The sequence below is a fragment of the Acinetobacter sp. WC-323 genome (assembly GCF_000314615.1).
GTDB lineage: Bacteria > Pseudomonadota > Gammaproteobacteria > Pseudomonadales > Moraxellaceae > Acinetobacter > Acinetobacter courvalinii.
This window is the reverse complement of record NZ_AMZS01000012.1, coordinates 46,834-66,790: the sequence shown is the minus strand read 5'-3', so window position 1 is coordinate 66,790 and position 19,957 is coordinate 46,834. Positions and strand designations below refer to the sequence as shown.

At 43.3% G+C, this 19,957-nt stretch carries 18 protein-coding genes, 6 tRNA genes and 1 other RNA gene; 14 read left to right on the top strand and 11 right to left on the bottom strand.

The window, feature by feature from the left end; genetic code table 11:
- Window positions 1–276: 276 nt before the first annotated feature.
- Both ACINWC323_RS17130 and ACINWC323_RS17135 read left to right on the top strand, forming a co-directional pair.
- On the top strand, window positions 277–1,902 hold the full coding sequence (locus ACINWC323_RS17130) for an NAD+ synthase (protein WP_009507083.1): 1,626 nt from the start codon (window positions 277–279) through the stop codon (window positions 1,900–1,902).
- Window positions 1,895–2,926, top strand: coding sequence for a hypothetical protein (locus ACINWC323_RS17135; RefSeq protein WP_009507138.1), 1,032 nt, complete (start codon window positions 1,895–1,897; stop codon window positions 2,924–2,926). Before ACINWC323_RS17130 ends, ACINWC323_RS17135 begins: the two co-directional genes overlap by 8 nt.
- Window positions 2,927–3,028: 102 nt before the next feature.
- On the opposite strand, the gene ACINWC323_RS17140 is transcribed toward ACINWC323_RS17135, so the two are convergent.
- Both ACINWC323_RS17140 and ACINWC323_RS17145 read right to left on the bottom strand, forming a co-directional pair.
- A tRNA-Met gene (locus ACINWC323_RS17140) sits at window positions 3,029–3,105 on the bottom strand.
- Between the two features lie 188 nt (window positions 3,106–3,293).
- Window positions 3,294–4,148: an EamA family transporter gene (locus ACINWC323_RS17145; RefSeq protein ID WP_032880905.1), complete on the bottom strand. Its 855-nt coding sequence runs from the start codon at window positions 4,146–4,148 to the stop codon at window positions 3,294–3,296.
- A gap of 120 nt (window positions 4,149–4,268) precedes the next feature.
- Between ACINWC323_RS17145 and ACINWC323_RS17150 the strand changes: the two genes are divergently transcribed.
- Window positions 4,269–4,736 carry an Lrp/AsnC family transcriptional regulator gene (locus tag ACINWC323_RS17150; RefSeq protein WP_009507109.1) on the top strand — a complete coding sequence of 156 codons (468 nt, stop codon included), beginning with the start codon at window positions 4,269–4,271 and terminating at the stop codon, window positions 4,734–4,736.
- A 45-nt stretch (window positions 4,737–4,781) separates the two neighbouring features.
- On the opposite strand, the gene ACINWC323_RS17155 is transcribed toward ACINWC323_RS17150, so the two are convergent.
- The 4 genes from ACINWC323_RS17155 to coaD all read right to left on the bottom strand — a co-directional run bounded on the left by ACINWC323_RS17155 (window position 4,782) and on the right by coaD (window position 6,095).
- Window positions 4,782–4,858 (bottom strand) — tRNA-Met (locus ACINWC323_RS17155).
- A 62-nt stretch (window positions 4,859–4,920) separates the two neighbouring features.
- Window positions 4,921–5,312, bottom strand: an RNA gene (gene rnpB, locus ACINWC323_RS19480) — RNase P RNA component class A.
- A 26-nt stretch (window positions 5,313–5,338) separates the two neighbouring features.
- A complete protein-coding gene (locus ACINWC323_RS0118650) occupies window positions 5,339–5,602 on the bottom strand; it encodes a YfhL family 4Fe-4S dicluster ferredoxin (RefSeq protein WP_005229038.1) in 264 nt (87 codons plus the stop codon).
- Between the two features lies 1 nt (window position 5,603).
- Window positions 5,604–6,095, bottom strand: coding sequence for a pantetheine-phosphate adenylyltransferase (gene coaD / locus ACINWC323_RS17160; protein WP_004770918.1), 492 nt, complete (start codon window positions 6,093–6,095; stop codon window positions 5,604–5,606).
- 129 nt (window positions 6,096–6,224) lie between these two features.
- Between coaD and smpB the strand changes: the two genes are divergently transcribed.
- Window positions 6,225–6,701 carry an SsrA-binding protein SmpB gene (gene smpB / locus ACINWC323_RS17165; protein WP_005229036.1) on the top strand — a complete coding sequence of 159 codons (477 nt, stop codon included), beginning with the start codon at window positions 6,225–6,227 and terminating at the stop codon, window positions 6,699–6,701.
- Between the two features lie 44 nt (window positions 6,702–6,745).
- Here the strand turns inward: smpB and ACINWC323_RS17170 are convergent, their stop codons facing one another.
- The 3 genes from ACINWC323_RS17170 to rluD form a co-directional block, all read right to left on the bottom strand.
- Window positions 6,746–7,312: a flavodoxin family protein gene (locus ACINWC323_RS17170; protein ID WP_032880900.1), complete on the bottom strand. Its 567-nt coding sequence runs from the start codon at window positions 7,310–7,312 to the stop codon at window positions 6,746–6,748.
- An 84-nt stretch (window positions 7,313–7,396) separates the two neighbouring features.
- Window positions 7,397–8,137: a peptidoglycan editing factor PgeF gene (gene pgeF, locus ACINWC323_RS17175; protein ID WP_009507131.1), complete on the bottom strand. Its 741-nt coding sequence runs from the start codon at window positions 8,135–8,137 to the stop codon at window positions 7,397–7,399.
- Between the two features lie 149 nt (window positions 8,138–8,286).
- Window positions 8,287–9,336 (bottom strand): 23S rRNA pseudouridine(1911/1915/1917) synthase RluD, encoded by a 1,050-nt coding sequence (rluD, locus tag ACINWC323_RS17180; RefSeq protein ID WP_032868283.1) that lies wholly within the window; start codon window positions 9,334–9,336, stop codon window positions 8,287–8,289.
- A 71-nt stretch (window positions 9,337–9,407) separates the two neighbouring features.
- On the opposite strand from rluD, the gene ACINWC323_RS17185 reads away from it, so the two are divergent.
- Both ACINWC323_RS17185 and ACINWC323_RS17190 read left to right on the top strand, forming a co-directional pair.
- On the top strand, window positions 9,408–10,508 hold the full coding sequence (locus tag ACINWC323_RS17185; protein WP_009507099.1) for an outer membrane protein assembly factor BamD: 1,101 nt from the start codon (window positions 9,408–9,410) through the stop codon (window positions 10,506–10,508).
- A gap of 128 nt (window positions 10,509–10,636) precedes the next feature.
- Complete coding sequence (locus ACINWC323_RS17190; RefSeq protein WP_009507101.1) at window positions 10,637–12,520, top strand: DNA primase; 1,884 nt, start codon at window positions 10,637–10,639, stop codon at window positions 12,518–12,520.
- Between the two features lie 52 nt (window positions 12,521–12,572).
- On the opposite strand, the gene ACINWC323_RS17195 is transcribed toward ACINWC323_RS17190, so the two are convergent.
- Window positions 12,573–13,721, bottom strand: coding sequence for a YadA C-terminal domain-containing protein (locus ACINWC323_RS17195; RefSeq protein ID WP_009507119.1), 1,149 nt, complete (start codon window positions 13,719–13,721; stop codon window positions 12,573–12,575).
- A 179-nt stretch (window positions 13,722–13,900) separates the two neighbouring features.
- Complete coding sequence (gene hemA / locus ACINWC323_RS17200; RefSeq protein WP_009507125.1) at window positions 13,901–15,184, bottom strand: glutamyl-tRNA reductase; 1,284 nt, start codon at window positions 15,182–15,184, stop codon at window positions 13,901–13,903.
- A gap of 79 nt (window positions 15,185–15,263) precedes the next feature.
- Between hemA and ACINWC323_RS17205 the strand changes: the two genes are divergently transcribed.
- The 8 genes from ACINWC323_RS17205 to ACINWC323_RS17235 all read left to right on the top strand — a co-directional run bounded on the left by ACINWC323_RS17205 (window position 15,264) and on the right by ACINWC323_RS17235 (window position 19,903).
- On the top strand, window positions 15,264–16,982 hold the full coding sequence (locus tag ACINWC323_RS17205) for a tetratricopeptide repeat protein (RefSeq protein ID WP_032880896.1): 1,719 nt from the start codon (window positions 15,264–15,266) through the stop codon (window positions 16,980–16,982).
- Window positions 16,983–16,986: 4 nt separating this feature from the next.
- Window positions 16,987–17,568, top strand: coding sequence for a lipoprotein insertase outer membrane protein LolB (gene lolB / locus ACINWC323_RS17210; protein ID WP_005283912.1), 582 nt, complete (start codon window positions 16,987–16,989; stop codon window positions 17,566–17,568).
- Window positions 17,569–17,587: 19 nt separating this feature from the next.
- Entirely contained in the window at window positions 17,588–18,421 is an 834-nt protein-coding gene (ispE, locus tag ACINWC323_RS0118645; RefSeq protein WP_032880894.1) for a 4-(cytidine 5'-diphospho)-2-C-methyl-D-erythritol kinase, read from the top strand.
- A tRNA-Gln gene (locus ACINWC323_RS17215) sits at window positions 18,420–18,494 on the top strand. The genes ispE and ACINWC323_RS17215 overlap by 2 nt, the downstream gene beginning before the upstream one ends.
- 27 nt (window positions 18,495–18,521) lie before the next feature.
- A tRNA-Gln gene (locus tag ACINWC323_RS17220) sits at window positions 18,522–18,596 on the top strand.
- Window positions 18,597–18,614: 18 nt separating this feature from the next.
- Window positions 18,615–18,689: transfer RNA gene (locus ACINWC323_RS17225), tRNA-Gln, on the top strand.
- 85 nt (window positions 18,690–18,774) lie between these two features.
- A tRNA-Gln gene (locus ACINWC323_RS17230) sits at window positions 18,775–18,849 on the top strand.
- 100 nt (window positions 18,850–18,949) lie between these two features.
- On the top strand, window positions 18,950–19,903 hold the full coding sequence (locus ACINWC323_RS17235) for a ribose-phosphate pyrophosphokinase (protein ID WP_004770906.1): 954 nt from the start codon (window positions 18,950–18,952) through the stop codon (window positions 19,901–19,903).
- The last annotated feature ends 54 nt before the right edge of the window (window positions 19,904–19,957 follow it).

Genomic DNA, 19,957 nt, shown 5'->3' with positions numbered 1-19,957 from the left:
AGATGACATGAAAAAAACTTGATGTGGTTATATTCAATTTATTCACAATCATGCACCATAACTACCTAAACATTGAGAAATGTTGCTTTTTCATACAGAAAAACTCGTTATTTTTACGCAGAAAAATGCGCATTTAGTATATATTAGTAAACTTGTCATTTTTCTTTAAGATATAAAATGTTTGGCGCCATGATATACAATCGTTTTTAAAAACTATACTTATATAAATCAAAAACTTGTGTATCAAAACTTGTTAAGACTTAGGATTAGGTTTGAATGAAAAATTTTAAAATTGCCCTTGCTCAGTTCTCTCCGCATATTGGCAATGTTGACTCAAATACTCAAAAGATGATTGAGCAAGCAAATTTAGCGAAACAACAACAGGCTGATTTGATCATCTTTCCAGAACTTTCAACCATCGGTTACCCTGCGGAAGATTTAGTGCTTCGCCCAAATCTTCAAAAACGTACTCAAAAAGCTTTTGCCCAGCTAAGTGAAGTCAAAGACATCGTGATGGTATTTGGCTTTGTACATCAGACTGAAGATGGTCACCGTTATAATTCTGCTGCGGTGATGAAAGACGGTCAGGTACTAGGTATTTATAACAAACATAACCTGCCAAATTACGGTGTGTTTGACGAGAAACGTTACTTCCAGGAAGGCCATCAGCACCTTGTTTTTGAATATCTCGGTCATAAATTTGGCGTCCTGATTTGTGAAGATGTCTGGTCACTCAACACGGTTAAGCAGCTTAGCCAGCTCAATGTTGAAACCGTGCTGGTACTGAATGCTTCGCCTTATGAAGTGGGTAAACCACAGCACCGCATTCAGACCCTGAATGAATTGGCGAAACAGTTGCACCTCAATATTGTTTATGTCAACCAAGTCGGTGGACAGGATGACCTGATCTTTGATGGCAGCAGTTTTGTCAGCAACAATAGCGGTGAGCTGGCATTACAGGCGCCGAGTTTCCAGGAAGCTGTTCATTTTGCTGAATATGATGCAGAACAAAAACAGTTCAAGACAGCTGCAGCAGTTCCAGCTTTAGAAACCTTTGCTGAAATTTATCAAGCATTGGTCATGGCAACCCGTGACTACGTACAACGCTCAGGTTTCCCTGGGGTTATTCTGGGTTTATCTGGCGGGATTGATTCAGCATTAACTCTGGCAATTGCTGTTGATGCGATTGGAGCAGACAAAGTCCAGGCCGTGATGATGCCGTATACCTACACTTCACAAATGAGTGTTGAAGATGCGACTGAGCAGGCACGTCGTATGGGCGTGACTTTCGGTATTGCCGAAATTCATCCAATCGTGAATAGCTTCATGCAAACCTTGTTCCCGTTCTTCGGCAATGCCCCTGCGGATGCGACAGAAGAAAACCTGCAGGCACGTACCCGTGGTACCCTGCTGATGGGCCTATCTAATAAATTTGGCAACCTTGTTCTTGCGACAGGCAACAAATCCGAGATTTCAGTCGGTTACTGTACACTTTATGGTGATATGGTCGGTGGTTTCTCGGTGCTTAAAGATGTCTACAAAACGATCGTGTTTGAACTGGCAAAATACCGGAACACACTGGAAGACACACCAGTGATCCCAGAACGTGTGATTAGCCGTCCACCATCAGCAGAACTCCGTCCAGATCAAAAAGATCAGGACTCATTACCTGCTTATGATGTACTTGATGCCATCTTGTATGCTTATATAGAAGAAGATCTCAGCCAGGCCGATATCATTGCCAAAGGTTATGAAAGTGATGTAGTCGAGAAAGTAATTCGTCTGGTGGATCGTAATGAATACAAGCGTCGTCAGGGCGCGATTGGGCCGCGGATCAGTTCACGTGCTTTCAGTCGTGAACGACGCTACCCGATCGTCAACGGATGGACCGCGAATGACTGAAAAAATTGTTTCTGAAAAGTCACAATTACTTGCTCAAGCACTTTTGCTTGAGCAAGTTAAGTTTTATAAAAATCAACTTACAACACAACTTTCCGCTGATTTCTTCCAGCAATTTATCCAGCTCTTTCTGCAACATGCACCCCATATTCAACTCAAAGAAGTGGTCGAATTGGCGCAGATTCAGGCTGTGGTCAAACGTTATGCATTTGAAATGCAGCTGGGTGCAGGCTTACTGGAATTTATTGGCGAGATCGCACAAAGACTGCATGTGTTTTCACTACAGTCATCCGCCCAGTTACAAGATGTATTTTCAGACCACCAGTTTGAAATGTGGCTGTCCAAGTTTCTGGAACTTGAAAATATCCGTCATTATTTAAACCAGTTTCTAAAAGAAAGCCCTTCTATTCAGCAATTGTGCCAATACATTGCGACTACAACCTTACAGAACAAACTCCCTAAATTATTTACTCAGTCAGATGATGATAGAATTTCAGAAAGTAAATATGAGTGGCAACAAAAACTAAAAAGCTTTTCACATCGCCAGCAACAGCGTATTGAACAGAAAATTGAAGAAAGTATTGCCCGGTTTATTCAAGAACAGCTGGTCGATCTTAGTCTGCTGTCTGATGACGATCTGGAAAGTCTGGCGCGTAATGTCTGGGATGACAATAAAGCTAAACCTTTATCAGAATATACCAAACAAGTCACGCCACTGGATGTGGAAGAATTCTTTGTCATGATTTATGAATACTGGAAAGAATTACGCCAGTCTGCATTCATACAGGATTTAATCCTTTACGGCGTCAAAGTCTTTTATGATTTCTATAAAGATGAAAGTCTAGCCGATGTCTTTGCTGCCATTGGACTGGAAGAGGCCGACCTGCTGAATGAGGCAGTGCGTTTTTATCCCAAAGTTGTGGCCGCTTTAGACCAGCACGGTGTCCTCGAACCGATCATTACCCTGATCCTGAAACCGTTCTATGACAGCGCTGACACGCTCGCCGCCATCGAAAAACACCTATAAAAATAAAGCCTGTAAATACATTATTTACAGGCTTATATAGGCATTAACTATTTTTAAATCATATAGATAAAAAGAAACCACGCAGGAGCGTGGTTTTTAAAATGGTGGCTATGACGAGACTTGAACTTGTGACCCCCGCATTATGAGTGCGGTGCTCTAACCAACTGAGCTACATAGCCGTAAACTGTGTGCGCATTATCTAGTGTTACGTGCAACGGGTCAAGTCTATGATCTTGAAAACAGAAGACATATGCGTGGTTTTTGCACAAAGATATTATCAATTGTTTATTTTTAACTCAAAGTCTGTTCTGATTGCAATTTCCACCTCATCTTCCAGCCGATATTGCTCTGAATACTTCTTTTCGGCTTAATGTTTTTCCCGATAAGACGCGTAGGAACAGCCAATGCACGCCACCATAATCATGACAATTGCTAGAATCTGATAAAGATTCAATGCTTCTCCCAAAATACACCATGCAGCTACAGCGCTAATCGCAGGTGAAGCGCTGAGTAACATCCCGAACACATGTGCAGCCAGTCTTTTCATCGCCACAATATCCAGCAAAAAAGGAATCATACTTGAGAATAAGGACACAAATACGCAGGTAAAGAAAACCTTATAGGAGCTCACCACTAAATCTAAATGCTGAAAACCTACAGGAAGAGCACATAACGCCGCCACCAACATTCCGACGGCGACAGAACTACCACCCGCAGAAGCGACTCGTCGTCCATAGATGATATACAGTCCCCAGCAGATCGCCGCCGCCAATGCCAATCCCATGCCTTGATAACTAAAATTCTGGTTAACGCCTCCCAATGGCAATATGACGATTCCAATTAATGCACACCCCGCCCACAGCAGGTCCTGCTTACGCTTGGACATTAACATCGCAACAGTCAACGGACCAAGAACTTCAATTGAAATTGCAAGACCAACCGACATATAAGCAAAAGCTTTATAAACCAATACATTCATTCCACTGATAAACATGCCGTAAATCACCAGATTGCGCCAGTTGGTCTGCTGATAGAACAATTGCCACGGCCTGAAAATAACACAGAGAAGAATGGCGGCTATACCCAGACGAACCAACGCAACTGTTTCTGGACCTAAAACCGGAAACAGGCTTTTGGCCACTGATGCTCCGATCTGTACAGACACCAATGATAATGTCGCAGCGAGAAATGCAATGCTTTGTCGCGAATCCAGTCCGACCATGACCATGCCCCGTAATATAGAGATGCAATTTTAATTCACACATCTCCGTTTAATTCTGCAATTTTATGCAAGAATACGAGTAAATTACGCTTTATTATTCTTAGGATGAGAGATTTAATCGTGTCAGACATTTCATTGGATCAGTTCGATTATGCAATTTTAAGACAATTGCAACACGATAATAAAATGTCACATCGGAAAATAGCTGAACTGGTCAATCTCTCCCAAGCGTCAGTACAACGGCGTATTGCCAGACTTGAACAAGAACAGGTGATTGAGAAAAATTGTGCCGTGCTCAATCCCAAAAAGTTTGGCGAAAAAATTACATCAATTATTGAAGTGCGTTTAGCAGAAGACCGTTCTATCGTGATGGATCGGGCCAAACAATATTTTGCCCATGTCGATGAGATCCAGCAGTGTTATTTCGTCAATGGTGGCGTTTCTTTTATTATCATTATGATTTCCGATACCTTATCCCATTTTGAGGCGTTGGTACGCAAGCACTTTGCAGATAATCAGGATGTCAGCACTTATCGGACACTGATCGTTTTAGATCGGGTCAAAGTCGGATTAGAGTTATCGATTTAAAAACAGTAGATAAAAAGAGACCACGCAGGAGCGTGGTCTATAAAATGGTGGCTATGACGAGACTTGAACTTGTGACCCCCGCATTATGAGTGCGGTGCTCTAACCAACTGAGCTACATAGCCGAAAACTGTGGGCGCATTATCTTAACTTTCGCTACACACGTCAAGCACAATTTTCAAAAAATTTAAGAAGTGGGCCTATAAGCCGGGTTCTGTCGAGGACGATCATTCCTCTAGGCGTACAATCACTCATACGCTCAAGCGACCTACCCGAATCCAGCACGGGCCGTGCCTCAGGATTCCTATTTGGTCTTGCTTCAGGTGGGGTTTACCTTGCCGTGAACTGTTACCAGACACGCGGTGCGCTCTTACCGCACCCTTTCACCCTTACCTAGTCCTACCTAGCCTCCCTTTATTAAAGGGAGGAATGGAGGGATTGGCGGTCTACTCTCTGCTGCACTTGCCGTCGGCTTTCGCCGCCCAGGCGTTACCTGGCACCTTGCCCTTTGAAGCCCGGACTTTCCTCCCCTGCTTCAGTCACGGAGACCTCCACAGCAGCGACCGTCCGGCCCACTTCGTGGCGCATCTTACCAAAGTTCGCTGTTAATTGCTTGCATTTTTTTGCGCAGTCAGCTTTTTATATTTCTCCATCAACTCATCATGCGATTCCACATGCTGAGGATCTAGCGGAATACAGTCGACCGGGCAAAATAACTGACACTGTGGCTGATCATGATGTCCGATACACTCTGTACACAGTGCAGGATCAATCTCATAAATCAGCTCACCCATATAAATGGCGTCATTGGGACAGACAGGTTCACAGACATCGCAGTTAATGCATTCATCTGTAATATATAAAGACACGTTACCAACCTTGTTGATGTTTACGTTCAAAGGCCTCGACCACAACGGCAGGCACAAATTTGTTTACATCACCTTTTAAACGGGCAATTTCTCTCACCAGTGTCGATGAAATAAATGAATATTGCTCAGATGGAGTTAAAAATACCGATTCAAAATGTGGATCAAGCTGACGGTTCATATTGGCCAGTTGAAATTCATATTCAAAATCTGAAATTGCTCTTAAACCACGCAGTACAGCTGTCGCACGCTGTTCACGGAAAAAATTGACCAGTAAGCCATCAAAACCTACAAACTCAACATTGTTCAAATGACTGAGTGAGGCTTTTGCCAATTCAACACGCTCTTCTAAACTAAATACCGGATTTTTATGATGACCAATCGCAATGGCAACCACAACTTCATCAAACATTTTTGATGCTCTTGCAACCAAATCAACATGTCCATTGGTTATTGGATCGAAGGTCCCCGGATAAATCACACGTGTTTTAGACATGCGGTGTACTCTAGTGAATGAGATAAGGTGCGTATTTTAACAAATCTTCAGCCTAAACGCGAAATTCCTAAACATTGGAAAAAGATTGCGTTTTGCGGCACAATAGAAGCAATTGTGGAAGTTTGAATTATGGCGCAAGCAACAGTTGTAAAAAAACATAATGGTGGCACGATTGCTCAAAATAAAAGAGCGCGCCACGATTACTTTATCGAAGAAAAATTTGAAGCAGGCATGTCCCTCCAAGGCTGGGAAGTAAAATCCCTACGCGCTGGACGTATGAGCCTGACGGAAAGCTATGTCATTTTTAAAAATGGTGAAGCTTATTTATTTGGTTCACAAATTCAGCCGTTACTGTCTGCATCAACACATGTGGTTCCAGAAGCAACCCGCACCCGCAAGTTGCTGTTGTCTCGCCGTGAGCTGGAAAAGCTACTCGGTGCAGTCAACCAAAAAGGCTATTCATGTGTACCTTTGGCATGTTACTGGAAAGGTCATCTGGTCAAGCTTGAAATTGCCCTGGTAAAAGGTAAGCAATTACATGACAAGCGTGCGACCGAAAAAGACCGTGACTGGCAGCGTGATAAAGCACGTATCCTGCACAAATAAAAAAAACCTCCAATTGATGGAGGTTTTTTATTTCGATCTTCAACTTACATATGTTTGAGTCTTAACTCAGCCAGATATTGGCCAAACTTGCGTGCTGTTTCCAGATCACCTTCGGGTGGCGTTACTTCAACACTGGCATTGTCTGATTGCGTCATTAAACCGAGAAAGCTCGACATCCGGTTAATATCCGATTGACCACGTCCAGTGGGCATAAACGGTAAACCTGCCCATAACATGCCATGCTGCATTGCAAATAAATTAATCTGCTGCAACACGGCCAGCTTATCACCGCTGAGTCCACCGCCATTGGTAAAACCGGCAGCCAGTTTGCCTTGCCAAGTACGCGCCAACCAGCGTTTGGAGGAATCTTCCATAAACTGTTTCAAGGCAGAAGTTAAGCTACCCATATAGGTTGGACAGCCCATGACAATCACATCCGCCTGATCGAGCAAGTCCCATTGCGGTGCAGCCACAGACAACAGATGCACTTCGGCACCTGCCTGCTCTGCGCCCTGAGCAATGTATTGCGCAACTTTGGCCGTGTGCCCATAAGGGCTGTGATAGACCACACACACTTTGACCTGGGAAGAATTCAACTCAATAACAGACATGGAAAATTTAAAAAACCAAGGAATTAGATCAAGTTTAACATTTTTAAATGCGACAAGGCCAATCGGCAATGCAATGCCGGCAATTTATTGCATAAATACAAAGCTGGCCATGCGACCTGTTTTGGCATCACGGCGATAAGAAAAATAATCCTCAGCTTGCTGATACGAACACTGATCACCCCCCAGCACCGTTTCCACGCCCAAACGCTTTAAGATAAAACGAGCGATTGCGTACAGATCTGCCTGATATTTACCCTCGACCTGCCCTGCCATAAATGCAGATGCCAGTTCAGGATATTTCTCACAGAAAGCAGCCTTGACTTCTGCCCCGACTTCAAAACATGGCTGGCTAATAGCGGCGCCTAACCATGCCCAACTCGGCTGAGACTGCATTTCAGCGATTGTATTTTCCACGATGCCTGCCGCCAAACCGCGCCAGCCTGCATGCAGGTTGGCAACTTCTGTCCCTTCAGCATTGCCCAAGACTACAGGCAGACAATCAGCTGTCATCATCATCAAGGCATGACCGGCACGTTGTGTGACCAGACCATCGCCCTCAAGGGCAACAAATGGAATCTGTTCATTCACGGTATGACAAATGGTGCTGTGGGTTTGCGTCATCCAGGTGATTTTATCCACGCCGAATTCACTCAGTTGATTCAGCAAGATCATACGATGTTGCTGAACACGCTGCGCCTCATCATTGACATGCAAAGCCAGATTAAACCCTGACAAACTCTGATTCGGCGTTGCGACTGTGTCTGGATGGTCAATGCGTGTTTGGCCGACAAAAACACCTTGGGGCAGACCTTGTACAAATTGCATAAATATCTCCAGAGCTCTCTTTTCTACCGTTAACCTATTCCTAACTCTCTGCTAAAAAAGAAGAGGGAATTTAAAGCACTTTAAAGCCTTAAATTCACCAAAGTCTTCCGCCTTTAAGGAAGGAGATTTAGAGGAAGCTAACGCTTCAGTTAATAGGCTTCATTTTCACTGCGTAGCACTTCTACCAATTGCGTGAAGTCTTCTGGCCACGGCGCCTCAAACATCATTTCTTCACCTGTACGCGGATGCACCAGACCCAGTTTGGCTGCATGTAAGGCCTGACGCTTAAAGTTACGCAACATATTACTTAACTTTTCTGAAGCACCTGCAGGAAAACGTACACGGTTGATATATACCGGATCTCCAACCAGACCATGGCCTAAATAACTAAAATGGACACGGATCTGGTGGGTACGTCCTGTTTCAAGCTGTGCCTGTACACGGGTAAAGTCACGGAAGCGTTCTTTCACATTATAATGTGTCACTGCATCACGACCGCCTGGCAAGATTGCCATTTTGACACGATCCACTGGATGACGTTTGATCGGCTCATCAATGGTGCCACCCGCAATGATATTGCCGTAGGCAATCAGATCATAAACGCGATAAACCGTTTTCTTTGCCAGTTGCTTACTCAGTGAAAACTGAGCTTCCAGGTTTTTAGCCACCACCAGTAAACCACTGGTGTCTTTATCAATACGATGCACCAGACCGGCACGAGAAAGTTCGGCCAGTTTTGGCTCATGATAAAGCAATGCATTTACCAAAGTTCCAGATGGATTACCTGCACCTGGGTGCACCACCATCCCGACTTCTTTATTGATCACGATAATATCGTCATCTTCATAGACAATATTTAACGGAATGTTTTCTGGCTGGCTTGAGGTTTGCGCTTCAAGCTCAACTTCAAGTGTAAGGAGCTCATTTCCTTCACAACGGTACTTCGGCTTCACAATGTTACCATTTACCAACAGATGGCCGTCTTTCATCCATTGCTTGAGTTTTTCCCGTGAAAACTCGCTCCACACCATTGCGGCAACCTGATCAATACGTTGCCCTAAATAGTTTTCATCGAGTTGAATTTGCAACGATAAACGTGTTGCAGTTGAGTCAGAATTATGATTATCTGCATCGACAGAATCTTCGAGTAAGAAATCTGTTTCAGAGATGTTTGAATTGGAAGATTGTGCTGAAGTCATTTGATGATCGGTACAAAAATGGTTTAATAGCACCATTGTAGCTCATTGCCCAGAATAACAGAGGAGTTTTTATGTCGCTACCACGTTATAAAATTACGGTGCTTGCACTATCTTTAGGTGTAGCGTCTGCATTTGTGGGCTGTAGCAGCAATCCAAGTAAGAAAGAAGTGGTTGATAAAGGACCACAATCAAGTGAACAAGTTTATTTCGAAAAAGCGCAGAAATCACTTGAACGCAATCAATATACCGATGCGGTTAAATCACTTGAAGCGTTAGATACCTATTATCCAACGGGACAATATACCCAACAGGCACAGCTTGAGCTTCTCTACGCGAAATTCAAACAGAAAGATTATGAAGGGACGATTGCGCTTGCAGAGCGTTTTATTCGTTTAAACCCGCAACACCCGAATGTTGACTATGCTTACTACGTGCGTGGCGTTGCCAACATGGAAATGAATTACGACAGCCTGATTCGTTACACTTCACTGCAGCAATCACACCGTGATGTGAGCTATGTCAAAGTGGCATATCAGAACTTTGTTGACCTGATCCGTCGTTTCCCAAGTAGCCAGTATTCTGTAGATGCCGCACAGCGCATGAAATTTATTGGTCAGGAACTTGCTGAAAGTGAAATGAATGCAGCGCGTTTCAATATTGAACGTAAAGCATGGCTGGCTGCTGCTGAACGTGCACAATGGGTGATTGAACATTATCCACAAACCCCGCAAACACCTGAAGCTTTAGCCACTTTGGCATATAGCTATCAAAAATTAGGTGATCAGGCGACCTCTCAACAATATGTTGAAATTCTCAAGCTGAACTATCCGAATTTAGTTAAATCGAATGGTGAAGTGAATTTACGTGCAGCACGTAAAGAAGGTAGCTGGGTCAACCGTGCCACTTTAGGTCTGTTAGGACGTGAATCAAAAACCGTACAGGTGAAAGAACAAGCCAAAAGCGATACGGAACAACGCAGCTTAACCAACCGCTTAAGTTTTGGCCTACTGGATAAACCTGAAACTGAAGCAACCGCTGCGCCAGCACCTGTGGCTGCTCCGGAAGCACCAGCAGCAAGTACAGACAAACCAAGCTGGAAAAACCGTTTAAGCTTTGGCCTGTTAGACAAGCCTGAAGCAAAAACCACGACTGAGGACGATGCTGCAAACTAATTTGCAATCATCTGATACAGCAAACAGGCAAGTCTCCCTTGCCTGTTTTTTATTTTATGCAACAATGATTGCTAACATTTTTGCGCTGCAACAATGTTTTACTCCCTGTCTGAAATGGTTTAACGCACATGGCAATTCCACAGCATACGATTGATCAAATTTTAGATCGAACCGACATTGTCGATTTGATCGGTCAACGTGTGAAGTTAAAAAAGACGGGGCGTACCTACTCCGGCTGCTGTCCATTTCATCAGGAAAAATCACCGTCTTTCCATGTCTATCGTGACAAGCAGTATTATCACTGCTTTGGTTGTCAGGCCAATGGCAATGCCATCCGTTTCCTAATGGATATCGACGGCCGTAACTTTGTCGATGTGATGAAAGAGCTATCTAACAAGACCGGTGTCGACCTCCCCAAAGATAATCACGACAATAAAAAACTCTCTTATAAACGCAGTCCACAACAAGCCGCTACACCTCAGCCAGTAAAACCAGCACAAGAAAATCCAGTCGCATCACCCGCAGTCGACGAATTTATCGATGGACATTTTGTCGATATGGATCGGGTGATGGATGATCCGTTTGCCCAGTTTGATCCCTCATTCAACATGGATGAGCCGGTACAGGAAGGTAATCTGTATGATCTGCTGGAGAATGTGGCGCAGTTTTATGAACGCCAGTTACCGAATAGTCAAAAAGCCCAACACTATTTCAGACAACGTGGCCTCTCGGCACAAACCATCCAGTTTTGGCGTTTAGGTTATGCACCCGAAGACTGGCAACATCTTGAAAAAGCCTTTCCACAAGATATTGAAGGCTTAAAACAGCTCGGCCTGATTCGCTCAAGCGACAGTGGCCGGGATTTTGACTTGTTACGTGAACGGGTGATTTTCCCGATTCGCGATCATAAAGGTCGTGTGGTCGGTTTTGGTGGTCGTGCACTGAATGACGAGATTAAACCGAAATATATTAACTCACCCGACTCGGAAGTGTTCCATAAAAACCAGTTGCTTTACGGTCTCTATGAAGGCCGTAAACTGAAAGCCAATGACTGGTTGATGGTGGAAGGCTATATGGACGTAATTGCGCTACAGCAATACGGTATCAATGGCGCCGTCGCAACACTTGGAACAGCCAGTAATGCCGATCACTTAACCACCTTATTCAAACAGAACTCCCGTATTACTATTGCCTTTGATGGGGATGCTGCAGGACAAAAGGCCGCACGACGCACACTGGAAATTGCGCTACCGCTACTGAATGATGGCCGTGAATTAAAATTCTTTGTTTTACCCAATGAGCATGATCCTGACTCGCTGATCCGCCGTGAGGGTCTGGAAAACTTCCAGAAATTACTGCAACAGGCGCCGCTGTTATCCGACTTTGTGTTTGCCCATTTAACCGGACAACATGACGTCAGCACGCCTGAGGGTAAAAGTCTGGTGATGGGTGAACTGCGTGAACTGACTGAATTATTGCCTAAACATGGTTCATTTCGTTATTTGTTGAGTCAATCTTTCCGTGAAAAGCTGGGTTTAGGCAAACGTTTTACCCCTCAAGTCAGCCATGATGCCTCGTTGTCTTTTAACATCCAGACCAAAGATGAAGATTTCGCGGTAGCGATTTTAATGCACCATCCCTTCTTGTACATTCATTTTGAAGAATTACGCGCGGTGATTGATCAGGATGAATTACTGGCAAAAATTTTAGCCGTATTGAATATTGTATTTGATGAATTGCCTGATGATCAGGAGCTGGCAACCTATTATGTTCTGGGGGCATGTAGCAGTTATAGCCATGAGCTGGCTGATATTATGCAACGCACTAATATTCAGTCATTAACTCAGGCACCTGAAATTGCAGATAAACTGGCCAAAGAATATGCATTGGGTTTACAAGAAAAATATCTGCGCTTAAAGCTTAAATCGCCGATTTCCTTGATTGAATCACGCAATTTGCGTCAACAGCTGAATGAGTTAACCAAACAGATTAGTTTGCGACTGTTGTCTTAAAAAAAATCTCTCGTTTCACGAGAGATTTTTTATATCCTCATCTATTTCTGGATTACCATTGATATCCAATAGCAGCAGAACCCCCAAAATCACCTTGAGTATTCCCTGTTCCTGCCAACTTATAAATAACTTTATTATCTTCTGAGATTCCACTCATTCCAACTGCAAATCCTTGTTGACCTTTCCAAGTACCAGTACCTGCACTCACCATGCTATAGCCAGCATTACTAGGCTGTGGTAAAGATGCTGTTGCAAGACTTGCTGCTGTAGCTGCATAAGAGTCCTTTTTAAAAGATTGCAAATCTTCATTTAAACGATCAACACGGAAATCAGTATAAGATTTAGAATTATTTAAAACATTGATACTCGCTCTTTCCATTTCAGAACGAATCGTTGTAGCTGTTTCAGTGGTATTTTTATACGCCAGCGCTAAAGTTTTTTGATCACCATCCTGTATGGCTTTATTTGCTAAGGCTAAAGTTTCTTTATCACCATCCTGCATCGCTTTATTTATTTTTACAAATTCCGCTTTATTCTCATCACGTAAAGTTTTTGCAGTATTATCAGTATAAGTTTTCGCATCAGCTAAATTTTTTGTTGAAGCTGCGTTCAATTGTCTTAAATTAACCGCCTGATTATCCTGTGTAGCATCAGCTAAAGAAGAGATATTCGTTCCTTGTAAATCTATATTTTTTGCATTTAAATGCCCCGTTACTTCTAAAGACTGAGTCCTCTGCTTTTCACTCTCTAAGAACTTTGCATAGATATCATTACTCACAATATTCCCTGTAACATTTCCTGTTATTGTGCCTTTAACTTCCAAATCTTTCGTAATAATTTTTTCATCAACAACTAAATCATCACTTATATAACCATAGCCTTTTAAATATAAATTAGCCTTACCGGTATTTTGCTCTGAAATTTCTAACAGCGTGTTGTTATTGTTATCCGTCATACGTATATTATCAGCATTCAATTCTGTTGCTTTTAATTCACCGACAACGGTGGATGTACCATAAATATAGCTCTCTCCGTGCATATAGAAATAAGCATCTTCAGCAGCCCCTGCTGAAATTGAGGCTACCACTGCACCATACGGACTTTTAACTTGCAGATTCTCTGTTACAACATCTTCAGCATGAATATGTGTATTTAAAATTGAGATTAGCGACAGGGTTAATATTTGATGTTTTAATTTCATTATATAGTTCTTTCTTAAAGTGATTTTTCAGATGCATAAAATACTTCTATTCTATCTGCTATGCAAATATATAAACCGTTATTTACTCTAAAAAAATTATTTAGTTAAAATTAGTCTTGGGCAAATCACTATTTACTTATAAATTAAAATAAATTCTTAAATCCAACTAAAAAGTACCCTTACTGTCTTGGTTTACGTTCGTGCTCAAATACGTCTTGTAAATGCTGCTGTAGCCATTCGAAATAATCCGGATTTTCAGCTTTGGCGGCTTCTCTTAGCAAGATTGAAGTCGGGTGCATTAACTTCTGGGTTAAACGATGCGCGAACTCGTGTAATACCTGCTCTGCGGCATGTCCATGCTGTAATGACTCTAAGGCATGGGCCAGTTCTTTCTGACTGATTTCTTCACTATGCTGACGATAGGCCTGAATGGTACCACTCGCCTCTTTGACTTTTTGCTGGGTCATCAACTGGGTAGCCAATTGGTTGACCATAACCTCGGCTTCAACCGCTGCCTGACGACGTTGTGCCAGATTTTCATCAATCACACTTTGCAAATCATCAACGCCATACAAATACACGTTATCCAGTGATTCAACTTTGGGATCAATATCACGTGGTACCGCTAAATCGACCATCAGCATCTGTTGATAGCGACGTTTTTTCAATGCCGCTTTGACATCTGAATATTCAATCACTTGATGCAAACTACCTGTACAACTCGAGATGACATCTGCTCGATGCAAATTCTGTGCAAGTTCCGTAAAAGGAATAATTTCAACATCGACCTGATGGGCAATTTCCTGTGCCAGAACATCGGCACGTTCACGGCTACGGTTACAAATCAGGATCTTTGCCACCCCCATTTCAGCCAGATGTTTAGCGACTAAACTGTTCATCTCTCCCGCAGCCACCACCATTACGGTCAGTTTTTCTGGACGGCTAAATACTTGCAATGCCAACTGAGCAACAGCATAACCCATTGAAACGGCATGACTTCCCACAGAAGTTTCAGAACGGACCCGCTTGGCGGCATAAAAGGCATACTCAAAAACACTATTCAGTTCAGGAGAAACGGTTTCTGCCTCTTTTGACAATGCCAAAGCACTTTTTACCTGTCCCAAAATCTGCGGTTCACCCAGCATCAGCGAATCCAGACCACTGGCAACCCGCATCAAATGTGTAACAGCCTGAGCATTCTCGTAACGATAAACATGATGAATTAACTGTTTTACATCAATATTATTCACTTGGGCCAGCCAGTTCAGGACACTTTCCGCATCTTCTGTCATGGCATAGACTTCGGTACGGTTGCACGTCGACACCACCACAAGGTCATTCAAGGATGCCTTCTGGTTTTGTTCAAGCAATAGCGCAGCTAATCGCTCTGCATTGAAAGCAATTTGTTCACGAAGTTCAACAGAAGCTGTTTGATGGTTGACACCCAATGCAAAGAAAGACATATCAGATCATCATTTCGCTAAATTTATGTTATTGTGCAACATCGGTGTCATAAAAAGCATTACTTTGGATCAATAAAAATTGCGTCAGCTATATCGCCGTACCCTTTTTAGCGGCAAGACGATTAGACGGTATTCTACCACAATCTTGTTGTTAGGTAGCATGAGCTCTTATGTCTCTGCACAAGCAATACACGACATGTATGCAGATAACAGCTTTGAAAATGCTTTACAACAAAGCATGATTGCTGAATTTTCTCTTGCTTATGATGATATTGCAACCGCTCTACACAATTATACCGTGCTTGCAATTCGTAGTAATTCAACCACCATCAAGCAGCGCGCCTTAGATGTTGCCTTAGAATATAATGACTTACAGTCTGCCTTAGACATTGCAACCCACTGGGTGGAGCAAGAACCCAAAGATGTACCAGCTTTATTCTATTTATCTCATATCGCGCTTAAAACGCATGAGTACGAGCTGGCTGCAAAAACCTTGGATAAAATTTTAAATATTGATCCGACTGCCGATCTAGAAGAAATTTTAGCCGGGATTGCCCCCGAACAGGCGCAAGATCGCGAAGTGCTGTTAAATGCCCTGCGTGCCAGCGAAGAGCGTAACAATCCCTCTATTCTGGCCTTGATTGCAGGTTTAGAAGCGCAAGATGGTTTGTATGAACAAGCGCTTAAAAACATTAATCGGGCACTCAGAAAACGCTCGAAAACCACCAGTTTCATTTTAATGAAAGCCAATCTGCTCATGGCTTTGCAAGATGATGAAGAAACACAGAAATGGTTTGCCAAGGCAAGTCGCAAGAATAAAAACAATATTGATATTCGTCTGGCCGAAGCACGCTATTACATTCAGATCAACCAGCAGCAGCAAGCTTTAGACAAACTTGAAGATATCATTAAAGATCATCCCAAAGCGGAAGAAGCGCTGTTTATTGCAGGTTTGACCAGTATTGACCTGAAGCAATATGAAAAAGCCGAGCAATATCTGGTGGAATTACGGTCATCGGCCAAATATCAAAATGAAGCCTATTACTATCTGGCGATCAATGCCCAGCGCAAACAGCATTATGAAACAGCCAAGGCTTATTATCGTCTGGTCGATGGTAGCCTGTATATCGTTTCCAGACGCAACATGATTGCGATTTTTGAGAAACAGGACCAGCTTAATGATGCCTTACGCTTTCTGACACAGGAACGTGTTAACTATCCGCAACATGCCAGTTTCCTCTATCAGGCACAGGCCGATATTCTGAAGAAAATGGATAACAAAAAGGCCGCTTTGGCGTTGCTGGATGAAGCCATCAAGAATTTGCCGGATGATCCGGAACTGATTTATGCCGAAGTGCTTTTACTCGACCCGTACACAGATCGGGACAAATTAGACAAAACCTTAAAGCAATTGCTGGTGCTTGAGCCGAATAGCCCAACCTATCTAAATGCATATGCCTACACCCTGGCCTTGCAAAACCGCCGCCTCAAGGAGGCGCGTAAATACGCCGAGATGGCACTGGATTTTGCACCTGAACAGGCATCGATTCTGGATACTCTGGGTTATATCGCTTTCTTACAAAATGATTTTGACACGGCTGCCAAAGTGCTTGGTCAGGCCTATTCGCTCAGTCAAAATGTCAATATTGGTATTCGCTATGCCAAAGCCTTGTATATGCAAGGCGCACTCACGCAATTTAGCGAGGTGTTACAGCAATTGAAACAAAAACATGCCAATGCCCCACAATTACAACAGCTTGATAGCTTAATCTTACCCATCACTGTAAAAAAGAGTTAAACCCATGCGCGTGTTTTCAAAATTATGCTTCGCCGTGTGTAGCAGTAGCATTTTGTTTTTAACCGGTTGTCAGAGTCTGAGCCAGCCCAATAAAGTGATTACCTCACCACAACTACAAGACGAAAATAATTTTAACCTGCAAGGCAAAATCGGTGTCCGCACACCGCAACAATCTGGCAGTGCATTTTTTACATGGGTACAGCAACAGGATCAGTTTGATATTGAGCTGACCGGTATCCTCGGCGTAGGTAAAACCCAGATTGAGGGCAAACCTGGTCAGGTCACTTTAAATAGTGCCAAAACAGGCTTGATTACGGCCGCAACACCAGAAGAATTACTGGAAAAAGCAACCGGTTGGCAAGCGCCGATTATGCATCTTGCCTACTGGATTCAAGCCAAACCCGCAACCCAGAATGCTCAAGTCAGTAAAGATGAGCAAAATCGTCTTAAACAGCTGATTGAAGACGGCTGGACTGTAGATTTCAGTTATAACGATGCACAAACGCTTCCGAATAAGCTTTTGTTGAAGCAAGCTCTTGCAGATGGTAAAGAAAACCGTATTACAATGGTGATTCAAAACCGATAATTTTTTAGATTATTTTTTTATGATTAGAGTGCCTTCCCCCGCCAAGCTGAATTTGTTTCTGCATATCACTGGTCGTCGTGACAATGGTTATCATGAATTACAGACTATTTTTCAGTTGATTGATTTATACGACTGGATGACTTTTGAACCGCATGCAGAAGAAAATATTCAGATTGAAGGTCTGGCAGAAGTACAACTCGAACAGAATTTAATCTATCGCGCTGCACAGCTCTTACGTTCGCATGCCAAAAAACCATGTGGGCTGAATATCCGGATTGAAAAAAATATTCCGATGGGCGCTGGGCTGGGTGGCGGTTCGTCCAATGCCGCGACCACCCTGATTGTGCTGAACCAGCTCTGGCAATGTGGCTTAAACGAGCAGCAACTCGCCGACTATGGCGTACAGCTGGGTGCGGACGTTCCGATCTTTGTTTTTGGCCGCAATGCTTGGGCTGAAGGCATCGGTGAACATTTATCATTCATAGACTTAGCTCAAAAAAAATTCATAATCCTGAAACCTGACTGTTTTATCAGCACTCAACAGCTTTTTTCGCAAAAAACATTGACAAGAGACTCTAAGATCACTAAATTTTGCGCCTATCAGATAGAACCTTCTAATTTTGGAAATAACTTTGAACCTCTGGCTCGACAGTTATACCCTGAAGTAGAAGAAGCAATGCAGTATTTAGATCAGTTTGGTCGAGCAAAGCTTACAGGTACAGGTGCTTGTGTTTTTATTGAAGTAACCGGTGAAATGGATACAGCGCAAATTTTGCAAAACTCGCCTTGTAAATCTTACTTGGTCAACAGTTTAGCAGAGTCTCCGTTAAGACATTTCTCAGTTACACGTTAGGGGCGTCGCCAAGTGGTAAGGCACCGGGTTTTGATCTCGGCATCCGTTGGTTCGAATCCAGCCGCCCCTGCCAATTTTCACCTGTAGATGTATATGTAATAGGGGCGTCGCCAAGTGGTAAGGCACCGGGTTTTGATCTCGGCATCCGTTGGTTCGAATCCAGCCGCCCCTGCCATTACATATCATTGAATTTAGGGGCGTCGCCAAGTGGTAAGGCACCGGGTTTTGATCTCGGCATCCGTTGGTTCGAATCCAGCCGCCCCTGCCATATCTTTAGACAGACTTGTTTTGTATCGATATTTGCTCAAATATATTGACATTGTCCTATAAAACGATTAAAGTTCTGCCGCATTAGGGGCGTCGCCAAGTGGTAAGGCACCGGGTTTTGATCTCGGCATCCGTTGGTTCGAATCCAGCCGCCCCTGCCATATAATAGATTGTTTCCAAATTACCCGTTGGAAAAATTAAAAATTTTTCCCTTGCGCTCGGTCGAAGCATAGCTTCGCTTAACCCTCGCTCAGGTGCTTCATGCCCAATCTTGTCGTTTTTAGTGGAAGTGCTCATCCACAGTTCGCCCAAAAAGTCGTAAGCCATCTACATATCCCACTCGGTGCTGCTTCTGTAAGCAAGTTCTCTGATGGGGAAATTTCAGTTGAAATTACTGAAAATGTTCGTGGTAAAGACGTTTTTATCGTCCAATCTACTTGTGCCCCAACCAATGATAACCTGATGGAAATCTTGGTGATGGCGGATGCTTTGCGTCGCGCAAGTGCTGGTCGTATCACTGCCGTCATTCCTTACTTCGGTTATGCCCGTCAGGATCGTCGTCCACGTTCTGCACGTGTACCGATCACTGCCAAAGTTGTTGCAGACATGCTAACAACTGTAGGTATTGACCGTGTAGTCATGATTGACTTACACGCAGACCAAATTCAAGGATTCTTTGATATCCCGGTTGACAACATTTACGGTACGCCAGCGTTATTGGCTGACTTACGTCAACAACAACATCATAACCTCGTTGTGGTTTCACCTGACGTTGGTGGTGTTGTTCGTGCCCGTGCTGTTGCCAAGCAAATGGGTGATATCGATTTAGCCATCATTGATAAACGTCGCCAAAAAGCAAATGAATCACAAGTGATGCATTTGATTGGTGATGTAAAAGATCGTGACTGTGTCATCGTTGATGATATGGTCGATACAGCAGGTACGCTTTGCAAAGCTGCCGATGCACTAAAACAATTTGGTGCTCGTCGTGTTGTTGCTTATGCAACCCACCCTGTTTTATCTGGCAAAGCCATTGATAACCTTCGTAATTCTGTGATTGATGAACTGGTTGTTACAGACACCATTCCACTTTCAGATGAAGCCTTGAGCCTCGGCAAAATTCGCCAGGTTTCGGTTGCGAGCATGGTTGCTGAAACAATTCGTCGTATTAACAACGAAGAATCTATTAGCGCAATGTTCGATAGTTATCTATAATAGCCCAGCTTTTTTTCTTAAACCCTAGCTCGCTAGGGTTTTTCTATCACTAAA

Bases quoted from the DNA above. Each gene is read 5' to 3' on its own strand.
- ACINWC323_RS17145 (WP_032880905.1), bottom strand. From the start codon at position 4,148: ATGGTCGGACTGGATTCGCGACAAAGCATTGCATTTCTCGCTGCGACA.
- smpB (WP_005229036.1), top strand. From the start codon at position 6,225: ATGGCGCAAGCAACAGTTGTAAAAAAACATAATGGTGGCACGATTGCT.
- rluD (WP_032868283.1), bottom strand. From the start codon at position 9,336: ATGACTTCAGCACAATCTTCCAATTCAAACATCTCTGAAACAGATTTC.
- lolB (WP_005283912.1), top strand. From the start codon at position 16,987: ATGCGCGTGTTTTCAAAATTATGCTTCGCCGTGTGTAGCAGTAGCATT.
- ACINWC323_RS17190 (WP_009507101.1), top strand. From the start codon at position 10,637: ATGGCAATTCCACAGCATACGATTGATCAAATTTTAGATCGAACCGAC.
- ACINWC323_RS17185 (WP_009507099.1), top strand. From the start codon at position 9,408: ATGTCGCTACCACGTTATAAAATTACGGTGCTTGCACTATCTTTAGGT.
- coaD (WP_004770918.1), bottom strand. From the start codon at position 6,095: ATGTCTAAAACACGTGTGATTTATCCGGGGACCTTCGATCCAATAACC.
- ACINWC323_RS17235 (WP_004770906.1), top strand. From the start codon at position 18,950: ATGCCCAATCTTGTCGTTTTTAGTGGAAGTGCTCATCCACAGTTCGCC.
- ACINWC323_RS17130 (WP_009507083.1), top strand. From the start codon at position 277: ATGAAAAATTTTAAAATTGCCCTTGCTCAGTTCTCTCCGCATATTGGC.
- ispE (WP_032880894.1), top strand. From the start codon at position 17,588: ATGATTAGAGTGCCTTCCCCCGCCAAGCTGAATTTGTTTCTGCATATC.
- hemA (WP_009507125.1), bottom strand. From the start codon at position 15,184: ATGTCTTTCTTTGCATTGGGTGTCAACCATCAAACAGCTTCTGTTGAA.
- ACINWC323_RS17135 (WP_009507138.1), top strand. From the start codon at position 1,895: ATGACTGAAAAAATTGTTTCTGAAAAGTCACAATTACTTGCTCAAGCA.
- ACINWC323_RS17170 (WP_032880900.1), bottom strand. From the start codon at position 7,312: ATGTCTGTTATTGAGTTGAATTCTTCCCAGGTCAAAGTGTGTGTGGTC.
- pgeF (WP_009507131.1), bottom strand. From the start codon at position 8,137: ATGCAATTTGTACAAGGTCTGCCCCAAGGTGTTTTTGTCGGCCAAACA.
- ACINWC323_RS17195 (WP_009507119.1), bottom strand. From the start codon at position 13,721: ATGAAATTAAAACATCAAATATTAACCCTGTCGCTAATCTCAATTTTA.